Annotated in this window: 15 protein-coding genes and 1 tRNA gene; 8 read left to right on the top strand and 8 right to left on the bottom strand. The window is 65.7% G+C overall.

The genetic code is table 11. The features are described from left to right. Positions 1-77 precede the first annotated feature (77 nt). Positions 78-539, bottom strand: a complete 462-nt coding sequence (locus AO684_RS00720) for an Lrp/AsnC family transcriptional regulator (RefSeq protein WP_054300817.1) — start codon at positions 537-539, stop codon at positions 78-80. Positions 540-673: 134 nt separating this feature from the next. On the opposite strand from AO684_RS00720, the gene hppD (AO684_RS00715) reads away from it, so the two are divergent. Further along, on the top strand, positions 674-1,768 hold the full coding sequence (gene hppD / locus AO684_RS00715; protein WP_054300816.1) for a 4-hydroxyphenylpyruvate dioxygenase: 1,095 nt from the start codon (positions 674-676) through the stop codon (positions 1,766-1,768). A gap of 153 nt (positions 1,769-1,921) precedes the next feature. Next, positions 1,922-3,004, top strand: coding sequence for a 4-hydroxyphenylpyruvate dioxygenase (gene hppD, locus AO684_RS00710; protein ID WP_054300815.1), 1,083 nt, complete (start codon positions 1,922-1,924; stop codon positions 3,002-3,004). 3 nt (positions 3,005-3,007) lie between these two features. Here hppD (AO684_RS00710) and AO684_RS00705 read toward each other — a convergent pair whose 3' ends face one another. Continuing rightward, positions 3,008-6,253 (bottom strand): hypothetical protein, encoded by a 3,246-nt coding sequence (locus AO684_RS00705; RefSeq protein WP_054300814.1) that lies wholly within the window; start codon positions 6,251-6,253, stop codon positions 3,008-3,010. 172 nt (positions 6,254-6,425) lie between these two features. Between AO684_RS00705 and AO684_RS00700 the strand changes: the two genes are divergently transcribed. Then, on the top strand, positions 6,426-7,118 hold the full coding sequence (locus AO684_RS00700) for an SIMPL domain-containing protein (protein WP_054300886.1): 693 nt from the start codon (positions 6,426-6,428) through the stop codon (positions 7,116-7,118). Between the two features lie 36 nt (positions 7,119-7,154). Here AO684_RS00700 and AO684_RS00695 read toward each other — a convergent pair whose 3' ends face one another. The 3 genes from AO684_RS00695 to AO684_RS00685 form a co-directional block, all read right to left on the bottom strand. Continuing rightward, on the bottom strand, positions 7,155-8,444 hold the full coding sequence (locus AO684_RS00695; protein ID WP_054300813.1) for an O-acetylhomoserine aminocarboxypropyltransferase/cysteine synthase family protein: 1,290 nt from the start codon (positions 8,442-8,444) through the stop codon (positions 7,155-7,157). Between the two features lie 81 nt (positions 8,445-8,525). Further along, a complete protein-coding gene (locus tag AO684_RS00690) occupies positions 8,526-10,187 on the bottom strand; it encodes a hypothetical protein (RefSeq protein WP_054300812.1) in 1,662 nt (553 codons plus the stop codon). 8 nt (positions 10,188-10,195) lie between these two features. Next, the gene (locus tag AO684_RS00685; RefSeq protein WP_054300811.1) at positions 10,196-11,197 is read right to left on the bottom strand and encodes a hypothetical protein; all 1,002 of its coding nucleotides are present in this window, start codon (positions 11,195-11,197) and stop codon (positions 10,196-10,198) included. A gap of 87 nt (positions 11,198-11,284) precedes the next feature. Between AO684_RS00685 and AO684_RS00680 the strand changes: the two genes are divergently transcribed. After that, the gene (locus tag AO684_RS00680) at positions 11,285-11,689 is read left to right on the top strand and encodes a hypothetical protein (protein ID WP_054300810.1); all 405 of its coding nucleotides are present in this window, start codon (positions 11,285-11,287) and stop codon (positions 11,687-11,689) included. Here the strand turns inward: AO684_RS00680 and AO684_RS00675 are convergent. Next, positions 11,686-12,483, bottom strand: a complete 798-nt coding sequence (locus AO684_RS00675) for a dimethylarginine dimethylaminohydrolase family protein (protein ID WP_054300809.1) — start codon at positions 12,481-12,483, stop codon at positions 11,686-11,688. The genes AO684_RS00680 and AO684_RS00675 overlap by 4 nt on opposite strands. Before the next feature lie 147 nt (positions 12,484-12,630). Between AO684_RS00675 and AO684_RS00670 the strand changes: the two genes are divergently transcribed. Continuing rightward, the gene (locus AO684_RS00670) at positions 12,631-13,311 is read left to right on the top strand and encodes a hypothetical protein (RefSeq protein ID WP_054300808.1); all 681 of its coding nucleotides are present in this window, start codon (positions 12,631-12,633) and stop codon (positions 13,309-13,311) included. A gap of 54 nt (positions 13,312-13,365) precedes the next feature. Continuing rightward, positions 13,366-13,830 carry a hypothetical protein gene (locus AO684_RS00665; RefSeq protein WP_054300807.1) on the top strand — a complete coding sequence of 155 codons (465 nt, stop codon included), beginning with the start codon at positions 13,366-13,368 and terminating at the stop codon, positions 13,828-13,830. Positions 13,831-13,834: 4 nt separating this feature from the next. Here AO684_RS00665 and AO684_RS00660 read toward each other — a convergent pair whose 3' ends face one another. Together AO684_RS00660 and rlmB are read right to left on the bottom strand one after the other, a co-directional pair. Then, the gene (locus tag AO684_RS00660; protein ID WP_054300806.1) at positions 13,835-14,257 is read right to left on the bottom strand and encodes a CoA-binding protein; all 423 of its coding nucleotides are present in this window, start codon (positions 14,255-14,257) and stop codon (positions 13,835-13,837) included. 162 nt (positions 14,258-14,419) lie between these two features. After that, positions 14,420-15,208, bottom strand: coding sequence for a 23S rRNA (guanosine(2251)-2'-O)-methyltransferase RlmB (rlmB, locus tag AO684_RS00655; protein WP_054300805.1), 789 nt, complete (start codon positions 15,206-15,208; stop codon positions 14,420-14,422). Positions 15,209-15,328: 120 nt separating this feature from the next. On the opposite strand from rlmB, the gene AO684_RS00650 reads away from it, so the two are divergent. Next, positions 15,329-15,412, top strand: a tRNA-Tyr gene (locus tag AO684_RS00650). A gap of 154 nt (positions 15,413-15,566) precedes the next feature. After that, positions 15,567-16,199, top strand: coding sequence for a glutathione S-transferase family protein (locus tag AO684_RS00645; RefSeq protein ID WP_054300804.1), 633 nt, complete (start codon positions 15,567-15,569; stop codon positions 16,197-16,199). Positions 16,200-16,290 lie beyond the last annotated feature (91 nt).

Genomic DNA, 16,290 nt, shown 5'->3' with positions numbered 1-16,290 from the left:
CGACTATCCGGTGGCAGCGGGGCAGAGGCAACGGGCGCTGGCTCACCTTTTGCGCTGCACTTGTAACATGCCGTGTCTCAGGTGCGCACGGGCAACGGTGCATCGGCCTTGAACTGATCCATGACGATCTGGCTTTGCACGCGCGCCACGGCGGGATGCGGCAGCAGACGATGGTGGATCAGGTCATTGAGTGCGGGCAGATCGGCGCACCAGATCCGCAGCAGGTAATCCGCCTCTCCGGTCAGGGTCCAGGCAGAGATCACCTCGGGCAGGGTGGCGATCAGCGTGGCGAAGCCGCGCGCGGCCTCGGGTGAATGCGCAGCCATCTGCACCTGCACGAAAGCCTGCACCGCCAGACCGACGCGGGCCGGGTCCAGCCGCGCGGTATAGCCGGTGATATAGCCCTCGGCCTCCAGCCGCTGCCGTCTTCGCCCTGCCTGACTGGGAGAGAGGTTGAGCATCTGGCCCAATGCCTCGGCCGTCAGATGGGCGTCGCGTTGCAGCGCGGCGAGAAGGCGGGAATCGGTTTCATCCAGCATGGCGGGTTTTCCGTATGTTTTTCTTTAAACGTGCGTGAATTACGCATTTATGTCCAGACATGCGCTCCAGTTCGCGCAAATTCGGCGGAGCCTCCGCGCTATAATGCGGGAACGCGAACGAACAGGAGGATAAGATGGGTCCGTTTCCGCACAATGCCCCGCCGGCGGTGATTTCGGCTGAAAACCCGGCCGGAACCGAGGGCTTTGCCTTCGTCGAGTTTGCCCATCCACAACCCGAGGAATTGCGCGCGCTGTTCAGCCGCATGGGCTATACCCTGACCGCCCGCCATCGCCAGAAGGCGATTGAGCTGTGGCAGCAGGGCGATATCACCTATATCCTGAACGACGAACCCGGAAGTCACGCCCGCCGCTTTGTCGAGGAACACGGCCCCTGCGCCCCCTCAATGGGCTGGCGCGTGGTGGATGCGCAGCACGCTTATGACCATGCGGTGAAAAGCGGCGCCAGGCCGCATGACTCCGACGACAAGGCGCTGGATGTGCCCGCGATTGTCGGCATCGGCGGGTCGCTGATCTACTTTATCGACGGCCACCGCAAAGGCAGCGCCTGGGCGGAGTTCGATTTCCTGACGCCTGAACAGCCGAAAGGCGTGGGCTTCTACTACCTCGATCACCTGACCCACAACGTCCACAAGGGCAATATGGATGTCTGGTTCGATTTCTACGGCCGCATCTTTGGCTTCAAGCAGATCCGTTTCTTTGACATCGAAGGCAAGTTCACCGGCCTCTACAGCCGCGCGCTGACCTCGGTCTGTGGTCGCATCCGTATCCCGATCAACGAGGACCGGGGCGAAAAGGGGCAGATCGTCGAATATCTGAAGCGCTATAACGGCGAGGGCATCCAGCACATCGCCGTTGGTACCGATGATATCTATGCCGCCACCGATGCCATCGCGGATCGCGGGCTGAAATTCATGCCGAAGCCCCCGATGTCCTATTACGAGATGTCGCGCGACCGCGTGATTGGCCATGAAGAACCGCTGGAGGAGATGGCGAAGCACGGCATCCTGATCGACGGTGAAGGCGTGGTGGATGGCGGCGAAACCCGCATCCTGCTTCAGATTTTCTCGAAAACCGTGATCGGTCCGATCTTCTTTGAATTCATCCAGCGCAAGGGCGATGACGGCTTTGGCGAGGGCAATTTCAAGGCGCTGTTCGAAAGCATCGAACGCGATCAGATCGAGCGTGGGGTTCTGTCGGCGGCGGAATAACCAGGTTGCATTTGCAACGGTAACATTCTGACCTTGTTGGAAAATGTTGCGGCGAGGGAAACGGTCTTTCCTCGCCGCGATCTCATTTGAGGCACCTTTTAGGCACATTTTGGCCTTATTCTGGCATCCTTGCGTCAATGTGTGAGGTGCCCCTTGGGTCCGTTCCCCCATTCCGCCCCGGCAGGGCAAATCACTGCCGAAAACCCCGCCGGAACCAATGGCATAGAGTTCATCGAATTTGCCCATCCGGCACCGGATGAGTTGCGTGTGGTGTTTTCGCGCATGGGTTTTGCCTGCGTCGCCCGTCATCGGCACAAGGCCATCGAACTCTGGCAGCAGGGTGATGTGACATATGTGCTGAATGACGAACCAGGCAGCCATGCCCGCCGCTTTGTCGGGGAACACGGACCCTGCGCGCCTTCTATGGCGTGGCGGGTCGTGGATGCGGCACAGGCGCTGGCCCATGCGGTTGCTCAGGGGGCCGTCGCCTATACCGCCGGTGACCGTGCTCTGGATCTTCCGGCCATCGTGGGGATCGGGGGCTCGCTGATCTATTTCGTTGACGATAGCGGCGCCTATGCGGATTTCGACTGGATTGCCGAGGCCAGTCCGGCAGGCGTGGGCTTTTATTATCTCGATCACCTGACCCACAACGTCCACAAAGGAAATTCGGAAACCTGGGTCGCGTTCTACCGGCGGCATTTCAATTTCCGGCAGATCAGCTTTTTCGACATCGAGGGCAAGCTGACCGGCTTTTACAGCCGGGCGATGCAATCGCCCTGCGGCCGCATCCGCATTCCGATCAACGAGGACAAGGGCGAGACCGGGCAGATCGTCGAATATCTGCGCCGCTACAACGGCGAGGGCATCCAGCACATCGCCATCGGCACCGAAGCGATCTATGACGCGGCGGACGAGATTCACGCGCGCGGCCTGCGCTTCATGCCAAGGCCGCCGATGGCCTATTACGAGGACAGCCACGCGCGGGTTTCGGGCCATTGCGAACCGATAGACCGCATGGCTCGTCACGGTATCCTGATTGACGGCGAGGGCGTGGTGGATGGCGGCCGGACCAAGATACTGCTTCAGGTTTTCTCGAAAACCGTGGTCGGGCCGATCTTCTTTGAGTTCATCCAGCGCAAGGGGGATGAGGGTTTTGGCGAGGGCAATTTCAAGGCCCTGTTCGAAAGCATCGAACGGGACCAGATCGAACGCGGAGTGCTCGCGGCAGAATAGAGCTTAGCCCTTCGGCATTTTCAGGGCGATCATCCGGCTGCCCTTTTTGTAGCGCAGTTCGTTGTCGGTGATGGCGGCCACGGTGCCGCCGTCCACACGATCTCCCACGCGGACCTTCTTGTAGCTGCCGGAGCCGGTGCGCACCAGTGCGTAGCGTTTGGCGGGTGTGCCATAGACGCCGATCAGGTTGGTTTTGCGCAGGTCGATCGCATTGACGAACGTCGCGCTCTTGGCGACCGAGGCTTTGGTCGGGATCTTCGGTGCGCGCGCGGCGGGAACGTTGTCAGGTTCTTCATCCTCACCCGGAATGGCGCTGCGGGCCACACGTTTCGGCTCGGGCTCCGCTTCCTTGGCCGGGGCTTCCTTCACCGGGCGGGCGGCTGCGGCCACTGCGGCCTCGACGGCGCGGCTCAGGTCTTTCGGGCGGGCAGCGGGACGGCGCGAGATGGCAACGGCCAGCGGGCTGACCGGGCCACGATCCGCAACAGCGGGCGTCTCGGTTTGCGTCGCGGTCGCAGCAAGCGCTTCGGCTGCGGCAGCGGCGGAAAGCGAGGCGGCTTCGGCAACGCGACGGGCTTCCTCATCAAGCCGCCGCTGTTCCACCTGCGCAGCAATGCTTGCGGGGCGTTCGCGCGGGCGGCGGCTGGTCATGCGCTGATCCGCCGGAATATCCAGCGCGGCGTCATCCTGCGCAGGCGCGGCAGTGGCCAGCCCTTCCGGGCGCGGTTTCGGGCGGAACCCCTCCAGCGCCGGGTCGGCGGCGGGCGGTGGCTCGGCTGTCGTCGCCGTTGCGGCTTCGGGTGCCGGTTCGGCGGGCGTTGCTTCTGCCGCAGGTGCGGCCGCTGCCTGAGCCGCAGCGGCCTGCGTCGCGATGCTCTCGGGGCGGGTTGGTGGCACACGCGGGGGCGACCCGGCGACAAGCCGCACGCCATCCGGCGTCACGATGCCTTCCGCCGTGGGCTTGATCAGCCCGTCGGCGCCAAATTCATATTGCGTGCCAAAGGGCGGTGGCGGCGCAGGGGCAACCGGCCCGGCATCAGCGGTGGTTTGTGGCGCCTCAAGTGCCAGCGCATCCAGTGCCTCGGGCGGGTTATCCATGGTGGACAGGATGATTTCATCCTGGCTGCCCGGCAGGGGCACCGGGGCGGCGCCGGTGCCCGAGGCGGCTTCGGGCGCAGGCTCGGTGACCGGCGCCGCTTCGGGGGCAAGGGCCTGCCCGTCGGCAGCCGCCTCATCCTCGGGCAGGGGCACACCATCTGCGGCGGCCTCGTCCTCGGTCGTCGGAGTGTCTTCCGGCGCGGCTTCGGCGAAAGCCGGATCGGCCCCGCTTTCGGGCGCGGCCAGCGTCGGAGTGCCATCCGTGCCGGCAACCTCGGCGGGGGCCGTATCATCGCCACGCGCCAGATAGAAACTGGACCATGCGGCGATCAGGCCCAGCAGCAGCAGGAGCGCCGCCGTAAGGATCAGCCCGAGGAACCGCGGCTTGCCGCGCCGTGCCGGGCGGCCTATGCCGAAAGGCGGCTCTCCCACCGCACCCGGCGGCGGGGCGACCAGCGTTTCTGCCGCAGCCTGCGGCGACATCTGGCGCGCGGGCTTTGCCTTGCGTCCGGCTGCCAGGCCAGGAATGCCAGGGGCCGTCACCATCCCGCCAAGAGATTTTGCTGCCTTGGCCGCGGCATCCCTGGCGACGGCAGGCTTGGCGGCCTCAGTCCGGGGCGGACGGCTTGCGACGGGCGCGGCGCGTTGCGCTGCCAGACGCGCCTGAAGCGCGGGGGCCAGCGGCGGCGGCACATCATCCTCGGTTGCGGTGTCCTCGGCGGGCGGCGCATAGCTCCGGGCCTCGGCGGCCGTGCTGGCCAGCGGCGGCGGGCTGAGCGGTGCGGCAGGCGCCTTGCGCCGGGCTGTGACGTTGGTCACGGAAAGCTTGGGGGCTTCGGCAGACACGGGCGGCTCTTGCCCGGCGGCGCGGCGCGAGGCGAAGGCCGGGGGTTCTTCCGGCAGACCCGGATCGGCCACGCGGCGCCCAGTGCTCCGCTTGCCCGGCGCAACCGGCGGAATCACCTCAGGGCTGCGCGCGAGTGGCGGCTCGGCACGGCGGCGGGCCGGCAGTTCCTCGGCTTCCTCCATGTCGATGCTGATGAAGGGCGCTTCGGGCACGCTTTCCGCCGCCACCTGCTGCGGCGGCGGGGCAGGCGCAGCGGGTGGCGGCGAAAAATCCAGCTCGGGCTGTTGCGCAACCTCGGCGGGTGGAGGCGCAGCTTCGTGCTGCGCGGCCTCGTATGCCGCAGCCACGACCTCCTGAACCGCTGTCAGTTCGACCTCCGGTTCCCATTCCGGCAGCGGGATTTCCGGCTCGGCAGGTTCGGGCAGTTCCGGCTCTGCGGGCGGCAGATCGGGTTCCGGCTCCGGTTCCGGCAGTTCGGGAGGCAGGTCCGGGGCGGGTTCCGGCAGGTCCGGCTGCGGGGCCTCGGGTTCCGGCTGCTCCGGTTCCGCAGGAGTGGGTGCCGGCTCGGGGATTTCCGGCTCCGGTGCGGGGGCAGGCTCCTCGACAGGTGCGGGCACAGGCGCAGGCGGTTCGACCGGGGCCGGTTCTGGCACGGGCTCAACCTCGGGCTCCGGCACGGGGGCGGGCTCGGGCGCTGCCGAAACAGTGGGCTCCGGCGGACTGGTAGCCTCATGCCGGGCTTCGGCCGTGCGGGTTTCCCGGCTGATCATCAGCACCGGCTCGGCGTCGCGTTCCACGCTTTCGCCCTGTGGCAAGACCTCGGGGGCGATGGACGAGGGGCCGAACCACGGCTCGCCGGTAAAGCGGCCTTCGTCCGGGATGGCGACAAAGGACACCGGGTTGAACCTGTATTCAGCGGCGAAGCCTTCCGCCTCTTGCAGCGTTTCGCGCGCGATCACGGCGACCTGAACGCGCGGGCCGTCCCCCGACCAGTCAAAGGCCAGATCGTCGACGGCATAGGGCGTCACCCCTTCCAGCGCGCGGCGGATCTGTTGCAGCCGGTGCGCATCATCCGGGCCGGGAGCATCCACCTCGGTATAGAGGATCTGCGAATTGGGAATGACCAGCTTGGAGGTCACGCCATGCGGGGCAAGCCCCAGCGCCGAACGGCGCAGGTAATTCAGTGCTTCGCCGAGATCGGGCGCGTCCAGCGCGGTGGAGCCCACTTCCAGCCAGCCGCGCGCGGTGCGATGCAGCAGGCTGATGCCGTCGTCAGAGAAGTTCAGGGCGAAATTTGGTTTCATTGCACGAGGTCTAGCACTCTTGGCAGGATGCGGGGAGTCGCAGCCGCCGCCCGCCGAAGTCACTATAGCAGCTTTCCGCCGAATGAAAGAAAAACACCCCCGTGAACGCCAAGGATCGGCTTTTGCCGGACGTCATAACAGGCGAATGTCGCATCAGGACAAGGAGATCACGATGCAAGCTTTCCGTTCGACCCTTCTGGCGGCTGCCATGGTGGCCGGTTTTGCCGGCTTTGCCGCGGCTGCCCCGGCGACGCTGACCGTTACCGGCGAAGGGCGTGTGGCGCAGGCGCCTGACATGGCCAGCGTCAGCCTCGGTGTAACCACCGAAGGCAAGACCGCAGCCGAGGCGCTGGCGGCAAATTCGACCGCGCTGGCGGCGGTCATGGCGCGGCTGACCCAGGCGGGAATCGCCCCCGGCGATCTTCAGACCTCGGGGCTGTCGCTGAACCCGAACTGGCAGAATGACAGTTCGACCGGCGGGTCGCGGATTTCCGGCTATATCGCCTCCAACATGCTGACCGTGCGGGTGCGCGCGCTGGATGGTCTTGGCAATGTGCTGGATGCGGCCGTGAAGGACGGCGCCAATACACTGAACGGGGTGAATTTCGGTCTGGCCGATCCCTCCCCGGTCGAGGCCGAGGCGCGCAAGCGTGCGGTCGCCGACGCAAAGGCGCGGGCTGCCGTTCTGGCCGAGGCTGCGGGTGTGACGCTTGGTCCCATCGTGACGATCACCGAAGGCGGTGGCGGCGGCAATTACCCGGCGCCGATGTTCCGCATGGCGGCCGAGGCGGCCCCGGTGCCGATGGCCGGAGGTGAGGTCGAAACCGCGATGCAGGTGACGATCGTCTGGGAAATCGGCCAGTAAAATTGAAAGGGGCGCCCGGTGGCGCCCCTTTTTGTTTCAGGCAGTTGCGGCGCTCAGCGCCTGATCCAGATCGGCGATCAGATCGGCGGCATCCTCGATCCCGATGGAAATGCGCACCACATTCGGTGCCGCCCCGGCACGAACCTGCGCCGCCTCGTCCAGCTGGCGGTGCGTGGTCGAGGCCGGGTGGATGATCAGCGAACGGGTGTCGCCAAGGTTGGCGACATGGCTGAACAGCTTGAGGTTATCCACCAGCTTCACGCAGGCTTCGTAACCGCCCTTCACCGCGACGGTGAACAATGCCCCGGCCCCTTTGGGCACGATCCGCGCCACGCGGTCATACCAGGGCGAGGATTTCAGCCCGGCCCAGGTCACGGCTTCGACCCGCGGATCGGCCTCCAGCCATTCGGCGACGGTGCGGGCGTTTTCGACATGGCGCAGCATGCGCAGGCCCAGCGTCTCGATCCCCATCAGCGTGTAATGCGCACCCTGCGGGTTCATCGTCATGCCCAGATCGCGCAGGCCGACGGCGATGGAGTGGAAGGTGAAGGCCATCGGCCCCAGCGCCGGGTGAAAGGCAAGCCCGTGATAGGCGGGCTCCGGTTCCGACAGCGATGGGAACTTGCCGCTGGCCGACCAGTCGAACTTGCCCGAATCCACCACCACGCCGCCGGTGACGGTGCCATTGCCGGTCAGGTATTTGGTGGCCGAATGCACGACCAGCGTAGCGCCATGCTTGATCGGGTTGCACAGCCAGGGCGTTGCGGTGGTGTTGTCGACGATCAGCGGCAGGCCGACCTCGTTGGCGATACCCGCGATGGCGTCCAGATCGGTGATATAGCCACCGGGGTTGGCGATGGTTTCGCAGAAGATGGCGCGGGTGTCGTCGTCAACTGCCGCACGCAGCGCCGCCAGATCGTCGAAATCGACGAATTTGCAGGACCAGCCGAAACGCTTGATGGTCTGGCTGAACTGGGTGATCGTGCCGCCGTAAAGCCGGGTGGAGGCGATGATGTTGCGTCCCGGCCCCATCAGCGGGAACAGCGCCATGATCTGCGCCGCATGGCCGGAGGAGCAGCAGATCGCGCCCGCGCCGCCTTCCAGCGCCGCCACGCGTTCGGCCAGCGCCATCACGGTCGGGTTGGTCAGGCGGGAATAGATGTAACCCACTTCCTGAAGGTTGAAGAGCCGTGCAGCATGGTCGGCGTCTTTGAACACATAGGCGGTGGTCTGATAGATCGGCACCTGCCGCGCCCCGGTGGCGGGATCGGGCTTGGCGCCGGCATGAATGGCAAGCGTATCGAAGCCGAGCGGTTTGTCGGTCATGGGTCTCCTCCCCGGTATGCAGTCGCGGCGGAGGTTAGGGGACAGCCGCGCGGCAGGCAACGGAGGATCGGGCCGGCGGGGTCACATTCGATAATCCGCATCCGAAAACAGGTCGAGAATGCGGAAAATCGCCATCAGCCCATGCTGCACATTGTCGATGCGCAGCGTATTGTCGAAGGCCGAGGACCGCAGTCCGCCCAGAACCGCGCTGCGGCGGGTGATATAGCCCATGTCGCTGGCATGGCGGAACTGTAGCTGGCGCAGTGATCGCAACCCGCGCAGGATGGCGCGGCGATAGCGGCTTTCCCTGTCGCGGTCACCCAGGGCGCGCGCCAGCGCGAAAGCCTCGACCAGCCCTTCCAGATACACGCCTGTGGCAGAGGCATGGGGGGGGCCGAACTCCGGCCGGGCAGGGTCGAAGAACTCGCCCTGCACATCGGTGGGGGCCTCATCGCCCTGCTGCATGCCCAGAAGCCAGTCGTTCATCTCGAACACGAAAGCAGCGGCGGCGGCGTCGCCGGTTTCGGCGTGATAAAGCGCCAGCGCCATGCTGTGCCAGGGTACGAAAGCCGGGTTCGGCTGCGCGCGATGCCAGTCGCGATAATGGGCGAAGCCACGCGCGACCTGATCCAGCAGGGCAGGATCGCCGGTATGACGGTATAGCCGCATCAGCGCCAGCAACGCCTCGCCGGGGTAGAAATTCTGACAATCATCCTCACGCCCCGGCGGGCGCAGGAAGCAGGTGAACCGGCCCTCCGGGTGCTGCATCGCCGTCAGAAAGGCGGCGAGCCCCCGCAGCTCGGTGGCATAGGCCGCAGGGTCGGGCAGATCGAGGATGGCCCCCAGCGCGACGGCAGCGGCCCCCAGCTTGACCTTCGGACCCTCGACAATCACGCCAAAGGCGCCCTCGTCGCGATACCAATGATGGAAGTTATGGGCAAAGTTGCGGTCGCGCGCCTCGGCCAGCCCCTGAGGTGCCTCGGGGCGTGCGGCGGCGCGGGCAAGGCAGGCGCTGCCCATGAACTGTCGGATCATGTTGTTGGACAGCGCATACTGCCCCGAGGAGGGCCAGTATTTGTAGGTCGCCCGGCCCGAAGGTGATACGCCGCGCTGCATCCAGCCGGTCATCAAGGCGGCCATTTCCGCCACCCTGGCACGGGTGATCGCCGCTTGTGGCACCACTGGCTGCCCGCGCATCAGTGGCCTTGCCCGGCCCTTCGGCAGTTCCAGCAGAATCTGGACGGCGGGAAGGCGCAGCGCCTCGACCGGCGCCTCAGGCGGCTGGGACAGGTCCGCTTGTAAAAGTTCCAGCGCGCGCGCAGGTGTCAGATTGCGCGCGATCATCAGGGATGGTGCGATCCGCGCCAGCCGCCCCGCCGCGCGCAATTCCATCCCAAAGATCCCGCGAAACGCATTGCAGCGCCCCCGGCGCAGGTCATCGGGGTCCAGAGGCTCGGGTGCCCCGGTGATATCCAGCAGCAGCATGTCGGGGGGCGACCGGCGCCCCGCCGCCAGCGCGGCACGGGCCTGCGCAAGACCATGCGCAAGGGCGTCAGCCAGCCCGGCGCCCTGCGCCCAGAAGGCCATTTGCAAGCTGCCCTTGCGGCGCAGGGTCAGATGGACCAGCCGCTGATCCCGGATCTCTGCCGGCAGATCGGGCAGCGGCGCAGGTTCCCCCGCAAGATGCGCGGTGGCAAAGGCCGCAAGCGGCGACAGCAGGGCAGGGGTGAGAGGCGGTGCCATCTGCTGTGTCAGCGATACCAGAAGCCGTTCCGCTTCAGGGTGTTGCGGATCACATGCTCGCGGTGAGGCAGGTCGCTGCGGTCAAACAGCGCGCGTGCCTTGCGGCCCTTGGGCTGGAACACCATGCGCCGGAAGGCTTCATACTCCCGCAAGACCTTTTTCACTGGCTTCTGGTTGCACACCTCCTCCAGCACCGCGACGGCGTGGTCACTTTCGCGGGCATAGAGCAGGGGCAGGGTGCGATAGTGGCAGGTCACATCGCCATCCAGCCCCGCCAGCTCCGGCCCCGGACGGCCACCCCCGAAGGAATGGATGACCAACGGCAGCGCGATCTGGTCCAGCCAGGGGTCCAGCGTCTGACAGACCAGCGCATCGGGACGGTTGTCGCGGATTTCGCGTGCGTAATCCAGAAAACGCTGCCCGAAAGCCTGCGGGCTTTGATGGAAGAACCAGCCCGCGTTGAAATAGAGGTAGCGCTGCCAGTATTCGTCTGGCTGGCTCAGGTCCAGCGTGCTGTCGAACTCCAGCCCGAAACGGTCATACAACGATTTCCAGGTGGCGGCATAACCGGGGCCGTAAAGCTCCAGCTCGGGCCATGTGCCCTCCCGACGCATCGAGGCCGAAGGGCGGGTGAAATCGAACCCAACGGTGTCGAAGCTGCCGGTGATCAGCGTGTCGGTATCCAGAAACAGGAATGGTTCGTCCGGCAGCGCGGTCAGCGCCTCGATCTTGTTGCCATAGGGGTAGGACTGGCCGAACACCTTGTTTTCAAAGGGCAGGAACACTGCGCCCAGTTCGGCCAGAAGCTCGCGCACGGCGCTGTTGGTCACGCGCGGATCCTCCTGCCAGCGCGGGCCGGGCTGCGGCTCTGCCAGAAACAGCTGGCCCCGGAAGCCGGGGTTGCAGTGGCGCAAGGAGGCCGCAAGCAACACGGCCTCATATTGCAGGCGTCCCGCCTGCATGATGGCGAGAATATTGAAGGATTGCCCCGCGCCGGGAACCTTTGCCATGATGCGGATACTCGTCTGGTTTTGCCCGGCCACCCTACAGAACAGGTGCGCGGGCGTCAAAATCTTCGTTTTGAAAGGGTTTTCATCATGTTGCGGATCGTTCTTCCGTTTGTTTTTCTGGCGGCCACCCCGGTGTTCGCCCAGCAGATGACCACGGCGGCCGAGGTACGGCCGATCCTACAGGCTACCAGGGGCAACTGGATTGCCCTGCGTGATTACGATGGGCAGGATCTTCTGTATTTCACCCATCTGGAAAGCTGGCGCTGCGGGCTGGACCGGGTGGTTTATGCCATCAACGGCGGCCCGCTGACCGACTGGGCGATGGAGCCCTGCCGCGAGGGCACGGCGCAGCCCAATGCCATCGGGGCCGACCGGCTGCCCTATGCGGTGCTGCCGGCAGGATCAGTGCAGCGGGTGGATGTGATGGTCGTTTATGACGACGGCACCGCCGACAGTGCCACTTATGAACGTGCGGCGGTGCTGATGCCTTAGGGCTTCGGCGTGAAACGCAGGCTGAGGCAGGACATCCCGCCGTCGAGTTTGGCGCATTCGCTGTTGCCGATCTCGCGCACATCGTAACCCGCCTGCACCAGCCGGTCGCGGGTACGGGGGAAGCCTGCGGGCATCAGCACCAGATCGTTGAAGCGGATGGTGTTGGCGGCCGCTTCCTCACCCTCGGCCACGTCGATCAGACGATAGCCCTTGAAACAGCCGGAGGCCGAAAGGCGCGTGGTCGACAGGATGGTTTCAGCATCCAGCAGCGAACAGTCGGTCTTGAAATGCAGTACGCCGGGGGGCGTATGGACCTCGCGCACGACCTCGCCCCAATCGGCGGTCAGGCGGGCCAGTTCGGCGATGCCTGCCGCATTGGTGCGGGCCGACCGCCCGACGAGGATTTCCGTCTCGGTCATCAGGATGTCGCCGCCTTCGATGAAGCTGTCCGCGCCCTCGATGCGGCGGATGTCGCCGTAAAGGGCGGCCAGATGCGGCGCCATCTCGGCGGCTTCGCCCAGGCGCGAGGGGGCGCCGGGGCGCATCACGACGGCGCCGGAAGGCAGGCAAAGCGCGGTATCTTCCACGAACACGCTGTCGGGATAGGCCTCCAGCGCCTCAAGCTCGATCACCGTGGCGCCGGTTTCGCGCAGGGTCGCGATGTAATCGGCGTGATGAGCCTGCATCGTGGCAAGGTCGGGCGTGCCGGTATCCACCGCGCGCAGACCCGCGATGATCGAGGCGGCAGGCTTGCGGGTGATCGCATGGGTGAAACGGTAAGACCTGTCGGACATGGGCTGTTCCTTCGCACTTTGCCTGTGGTTAGCACGACCGCCGCGCCCGGGCCAGCGCGTCGCGCTTGCACTCCAGGCAAGGGGCGGCTTACGCTGATCCGGTTACAGAATAGGGATCAGGCGCCTGTCCCGGTGCCGGGGGGCATCATGGAAGCGGAACCGGGCATGGATGCCCTCGGGTTGGTGGCGCTGGCGCTGATCATTGTCGCCTTTGGTGCGATCCTGCTGCTAACGGCGGGACGGGGAAGTGCGAGGCTGCGCAAGGGGGCGGCGGCGCTGGCCACGCGGCGTGGCTGGCAGGCGGCGCTGGTCGAGGAAACCGGCGGAAAGGCCCGTAAGCTGCGGCTGTCCGGTCCCGGCTGGAGGGCAGAGACCCGGCGCTATGTTCAGGGTGAAACCGGCACATCGGTCTTTGCGACCGAGTTCGAGGCGCCGGGTGTGCCATGGCCGGGGCATGTGGTCATCGGCCCGACGCTGGACGGCGCAGAGGCGGCGCTGGCCGCGCGGCTGACGGGCGGGGCCGCCGCCATGTCCCTGTTGACAGCAGGTGAAATGGGGCCATTGGTGCCACGCCCGGAGGCAACCGGCTTCGGGGGCACGGTGTTCAGTTCCAGTGAAAGCGTGCCCCTGCCGGATGCGACCCGGCTGCACCCGCTGCTGGCGGCCTGGCGGCGCGATCACCCGGCAGAGCGGCAATTCCCCATCGTGATCCTTGGCCCCGGCGGCCTGCGCCTGCGGTTGCGCTCCGATCTGTGGTCCGTGGGGGAGATGGAGCGCTTCGCCGATCTGGGCCTGTCACTGGCCGAGGTGCTGGAAACGGCGGGCTGACACCAAGGAACGCTCAATGATCTGCGTCCTGTGGGGAAATGGAAGGAGCAAAAGATGCGTATTGCGAGGCTGGCGGCCGTTCTGGGTCTGATGATCCTGCCGCAGGGTGCCATGGCTTTGTCCTGCCTGATCCCCGATGCGGTGCACGCCTATGAAACCGCGCGTAAGGCGAAGGAGGACTATGTCGTCTTGCTGGGCCAGTTCGATCAGGCGCCGGTGAGGCAGGGCAAGACCGGCCCGGTGCTGAATTTTACCGGCAAACAACTGGGGACCAGCGGCTTCGGCACTGCGTTCACCGGCCAGATCACGCTGGTGCGCCATTGCCTGACGGCCGAGCCCGCCTGCGATGCCAGTTATGTGCCCTGGGGCGAACAGCTGATCTTCGTGCAGAAGAAAGATGACCGGCTGGTGCTGTTTGAAACGCTCTGCGGCGACATGCTGATCGCGCAGCCGTCAAAGGACGATCTGCATCGCCTGCTGACCTGCCATCGCGGCGGCGAGTGCCTCGCGCTGAACTGAGCCGTCACAGACCGAGGCGCGGGATTTCGATGGCGGGGCAGCGGTCCTGCACCACCTTCACCCCGGCGGCGCGGGCAGTTTCGGCCGCCGGATCATTGCGGATACCCAGTTGCATCCACACGGTTTTAAGGCCCGGCAGATGCGCCAGCGCCTCGGCCACCACGGGGGGCACATCCTCCGCCCGGCGAAAGATGTCGACCATGTCCACCGGGATGTCGATTTCCGACAGCGAGGCGCGTACGGTTTCCCCCAGCGCCTGTTCTCCGGCATGGCCCGGATTGACGGGGATCACCCGATAGCCCCGGTCTTTCAGGAAGCGCGCGACGCCGTGGCTCGGCCGGTCGGGTTTGGGCGACCAGCCCACCAGCGCAATCACCTTCGTTTCAGTCAGGATTTCGCGAATATCGGCATCGGTGGGTTCGGTCATGGCGGGCCTCAGACAAAAAAGCGCCCGGGACAGAGGGCCCGGGCGCCAGGTGTGGAACGAGGGACAGTAAGGGAAGGGACGGGAGTTCCTGACCCGCTCCTTGTGAGAATGATATGGGTGGGTTGCCGAACCATTAAAGGGCCAGTCGCAAAAGCGTGAAAATCAACGGCGGTTGACGGCATAAAGCGCGACAGCGGCGGCGTTGGAGACGTTCAGCGACCCGAACCCTCCGGCATAGGGGATGCGCACGAGCCGGTCGCAGGTCTCGCGGGTCTTCTCGCGCAGGCCCGGCCCTTCGGCCCCCATAACCAGCGCGATGGGGCGGCTGCCTGCCTCGGCCACCGCCTGATCAATCGGGGTTTCCGACTCACCATCCAGCCCCAGAAGCACGAAGCCCATATCGCGGAGCTCCACCATCGCATCCGACAGATTGGTCACGCGCAGATAGGGCTGACGTTCCAGCGCCCCGCTGGCAGTCTTGGCCAGTGCGCCGGTTTCCGGCGCCGAATGGTGGCGCGGCGCGATCACCGCCCGCGCGCCGAACACCTCGGCCGAACGCAGCACCGCCCCCACGTTATGCGGGTCGGTCACCCGGTCCAGCAGCACGACCAGCGGCGCCCCTTCACCCGAAATCGCCACATCCGCCAGCTTGCCCCAGTTCAGCGGCTTCACCTCCAGCGCGGCGCCCTGATGGACCGAGCCTTCGTCGATCGGCACGCTGAATTTGCGCGGATCGACGATGTCCGGCTCGATCCCGGCCTCCGCCACCGCATCGGCCAGCTTGTCATAGGCGTTCTTCGTCAGCACCAGCCGCAGTTTCTCGCGCCGGGGATTGAGCAGCGCGTCGCGCACCGCGTGCAGGCCGAACAGCCAGACGGTTTCGCTGGCCGCCGCGCGTTTCGCGCGTTCCTTGTCGATTACCCAGGCCGGTTTCTTGGCTCCGCCGCTCATCTTTCGTGTCCCTCGATTTCAGGCGGGCAGAATGCGCAGGGGCCGCGCGGGGGCGCAAGTGAAAAACCCGCGAATTCGCTCTTGACGCCCCCCGCCCCCTTGGATACATCCGCCGCCAGTGGGCGACGTGCTGCAAGGTGCGGCAGCGGACTGTAACTCCGCCGAGGCGACTCGTGCCTGGTTCGATTCCAGGGTCGCCCACCATCTTCCTGAAAATTTCAAATCCTTCAGGCCCGTCGGCGCGGGTCGCGGTTTCGTGCGGATTGACTCCTCGCCTCCCTGCTCTCTGCCTGCTTAACTGGCCCTGCGCGCCCCGCAGCGGGGCGATTCCCTCATGGAATCAGGCAGGAGGATCAGGATGACCGCGCAACTTTACTGCTTTGGCGAAAGCGGCAATGCCTACAAGGCGGCGCTGACGATGCAGCTTTCGGGCTATGACTGGCAGCCCGTCTATGTCGATTTCTTTAACGGCGCCTCACGCACGCCGGAATTTCTGGCGCTGAATGAAATGGGCGAGGCGCCGGTGCTGGTGGAGGGCGATCTGACCCTCACGCAATCCTGCGTCATCCAGCTGCATGTGGCAGAGCGGACAGGGAAATTTCTGGGCGGCGACCGCAACGAGGTGCTGCGCTGGCTGTTCTGGGACGCCCAGAAGGGCTCGGGCCAGCAGGGCGGGTTGCGGTTTCTGATGAACTTTGTCCCTGCGGAGAAACGGCCGCAGCCGGCAATTGACTGGCTTTCCATGCGGGTGCAGACCGCGCTGGGCACGCTTGACCGGCATCTGGCCGGGCGCGACTGGATGGTGGGGGACGCCCCCTCCATCGCCGATTTCGCCTGCTGCGGTTACCTTTACTACCCCGAACCCTTCGGCTTTGACCGCAAGGCACGACCGAATATCGACCGCTGGCTGGAGAATATCGCCGCGCTGCCGGGCTGGAAGCATCCCTATGACCTGATGCCTGGCCATCCGTCGGACCGCGCTGCAAAGTGACGCGACGTGATATGCACGTCAATCTTTTCGCGACGTGACGGCATTTACACATGATGGGGAAGGCCCTGCTAGGGTTTCCCTAAAGCAGCGT

The sequence above is a fragment of the Gemmobacter sp. LW-1 genome (genome assembly GCF_001303875.1).
Lineage (GTDB): Bacteria > Pseudomonadota > Alphaproteobacteria > Rhodobacterales > Rhodobacteraceae > Gemmobacter > Gemmobacter caeni.
The sequence above is the reverse complement of the archived record's forward strand: the minus strand, read 5'-3'. Positions and strand labels throughout refer to the sequence as shown.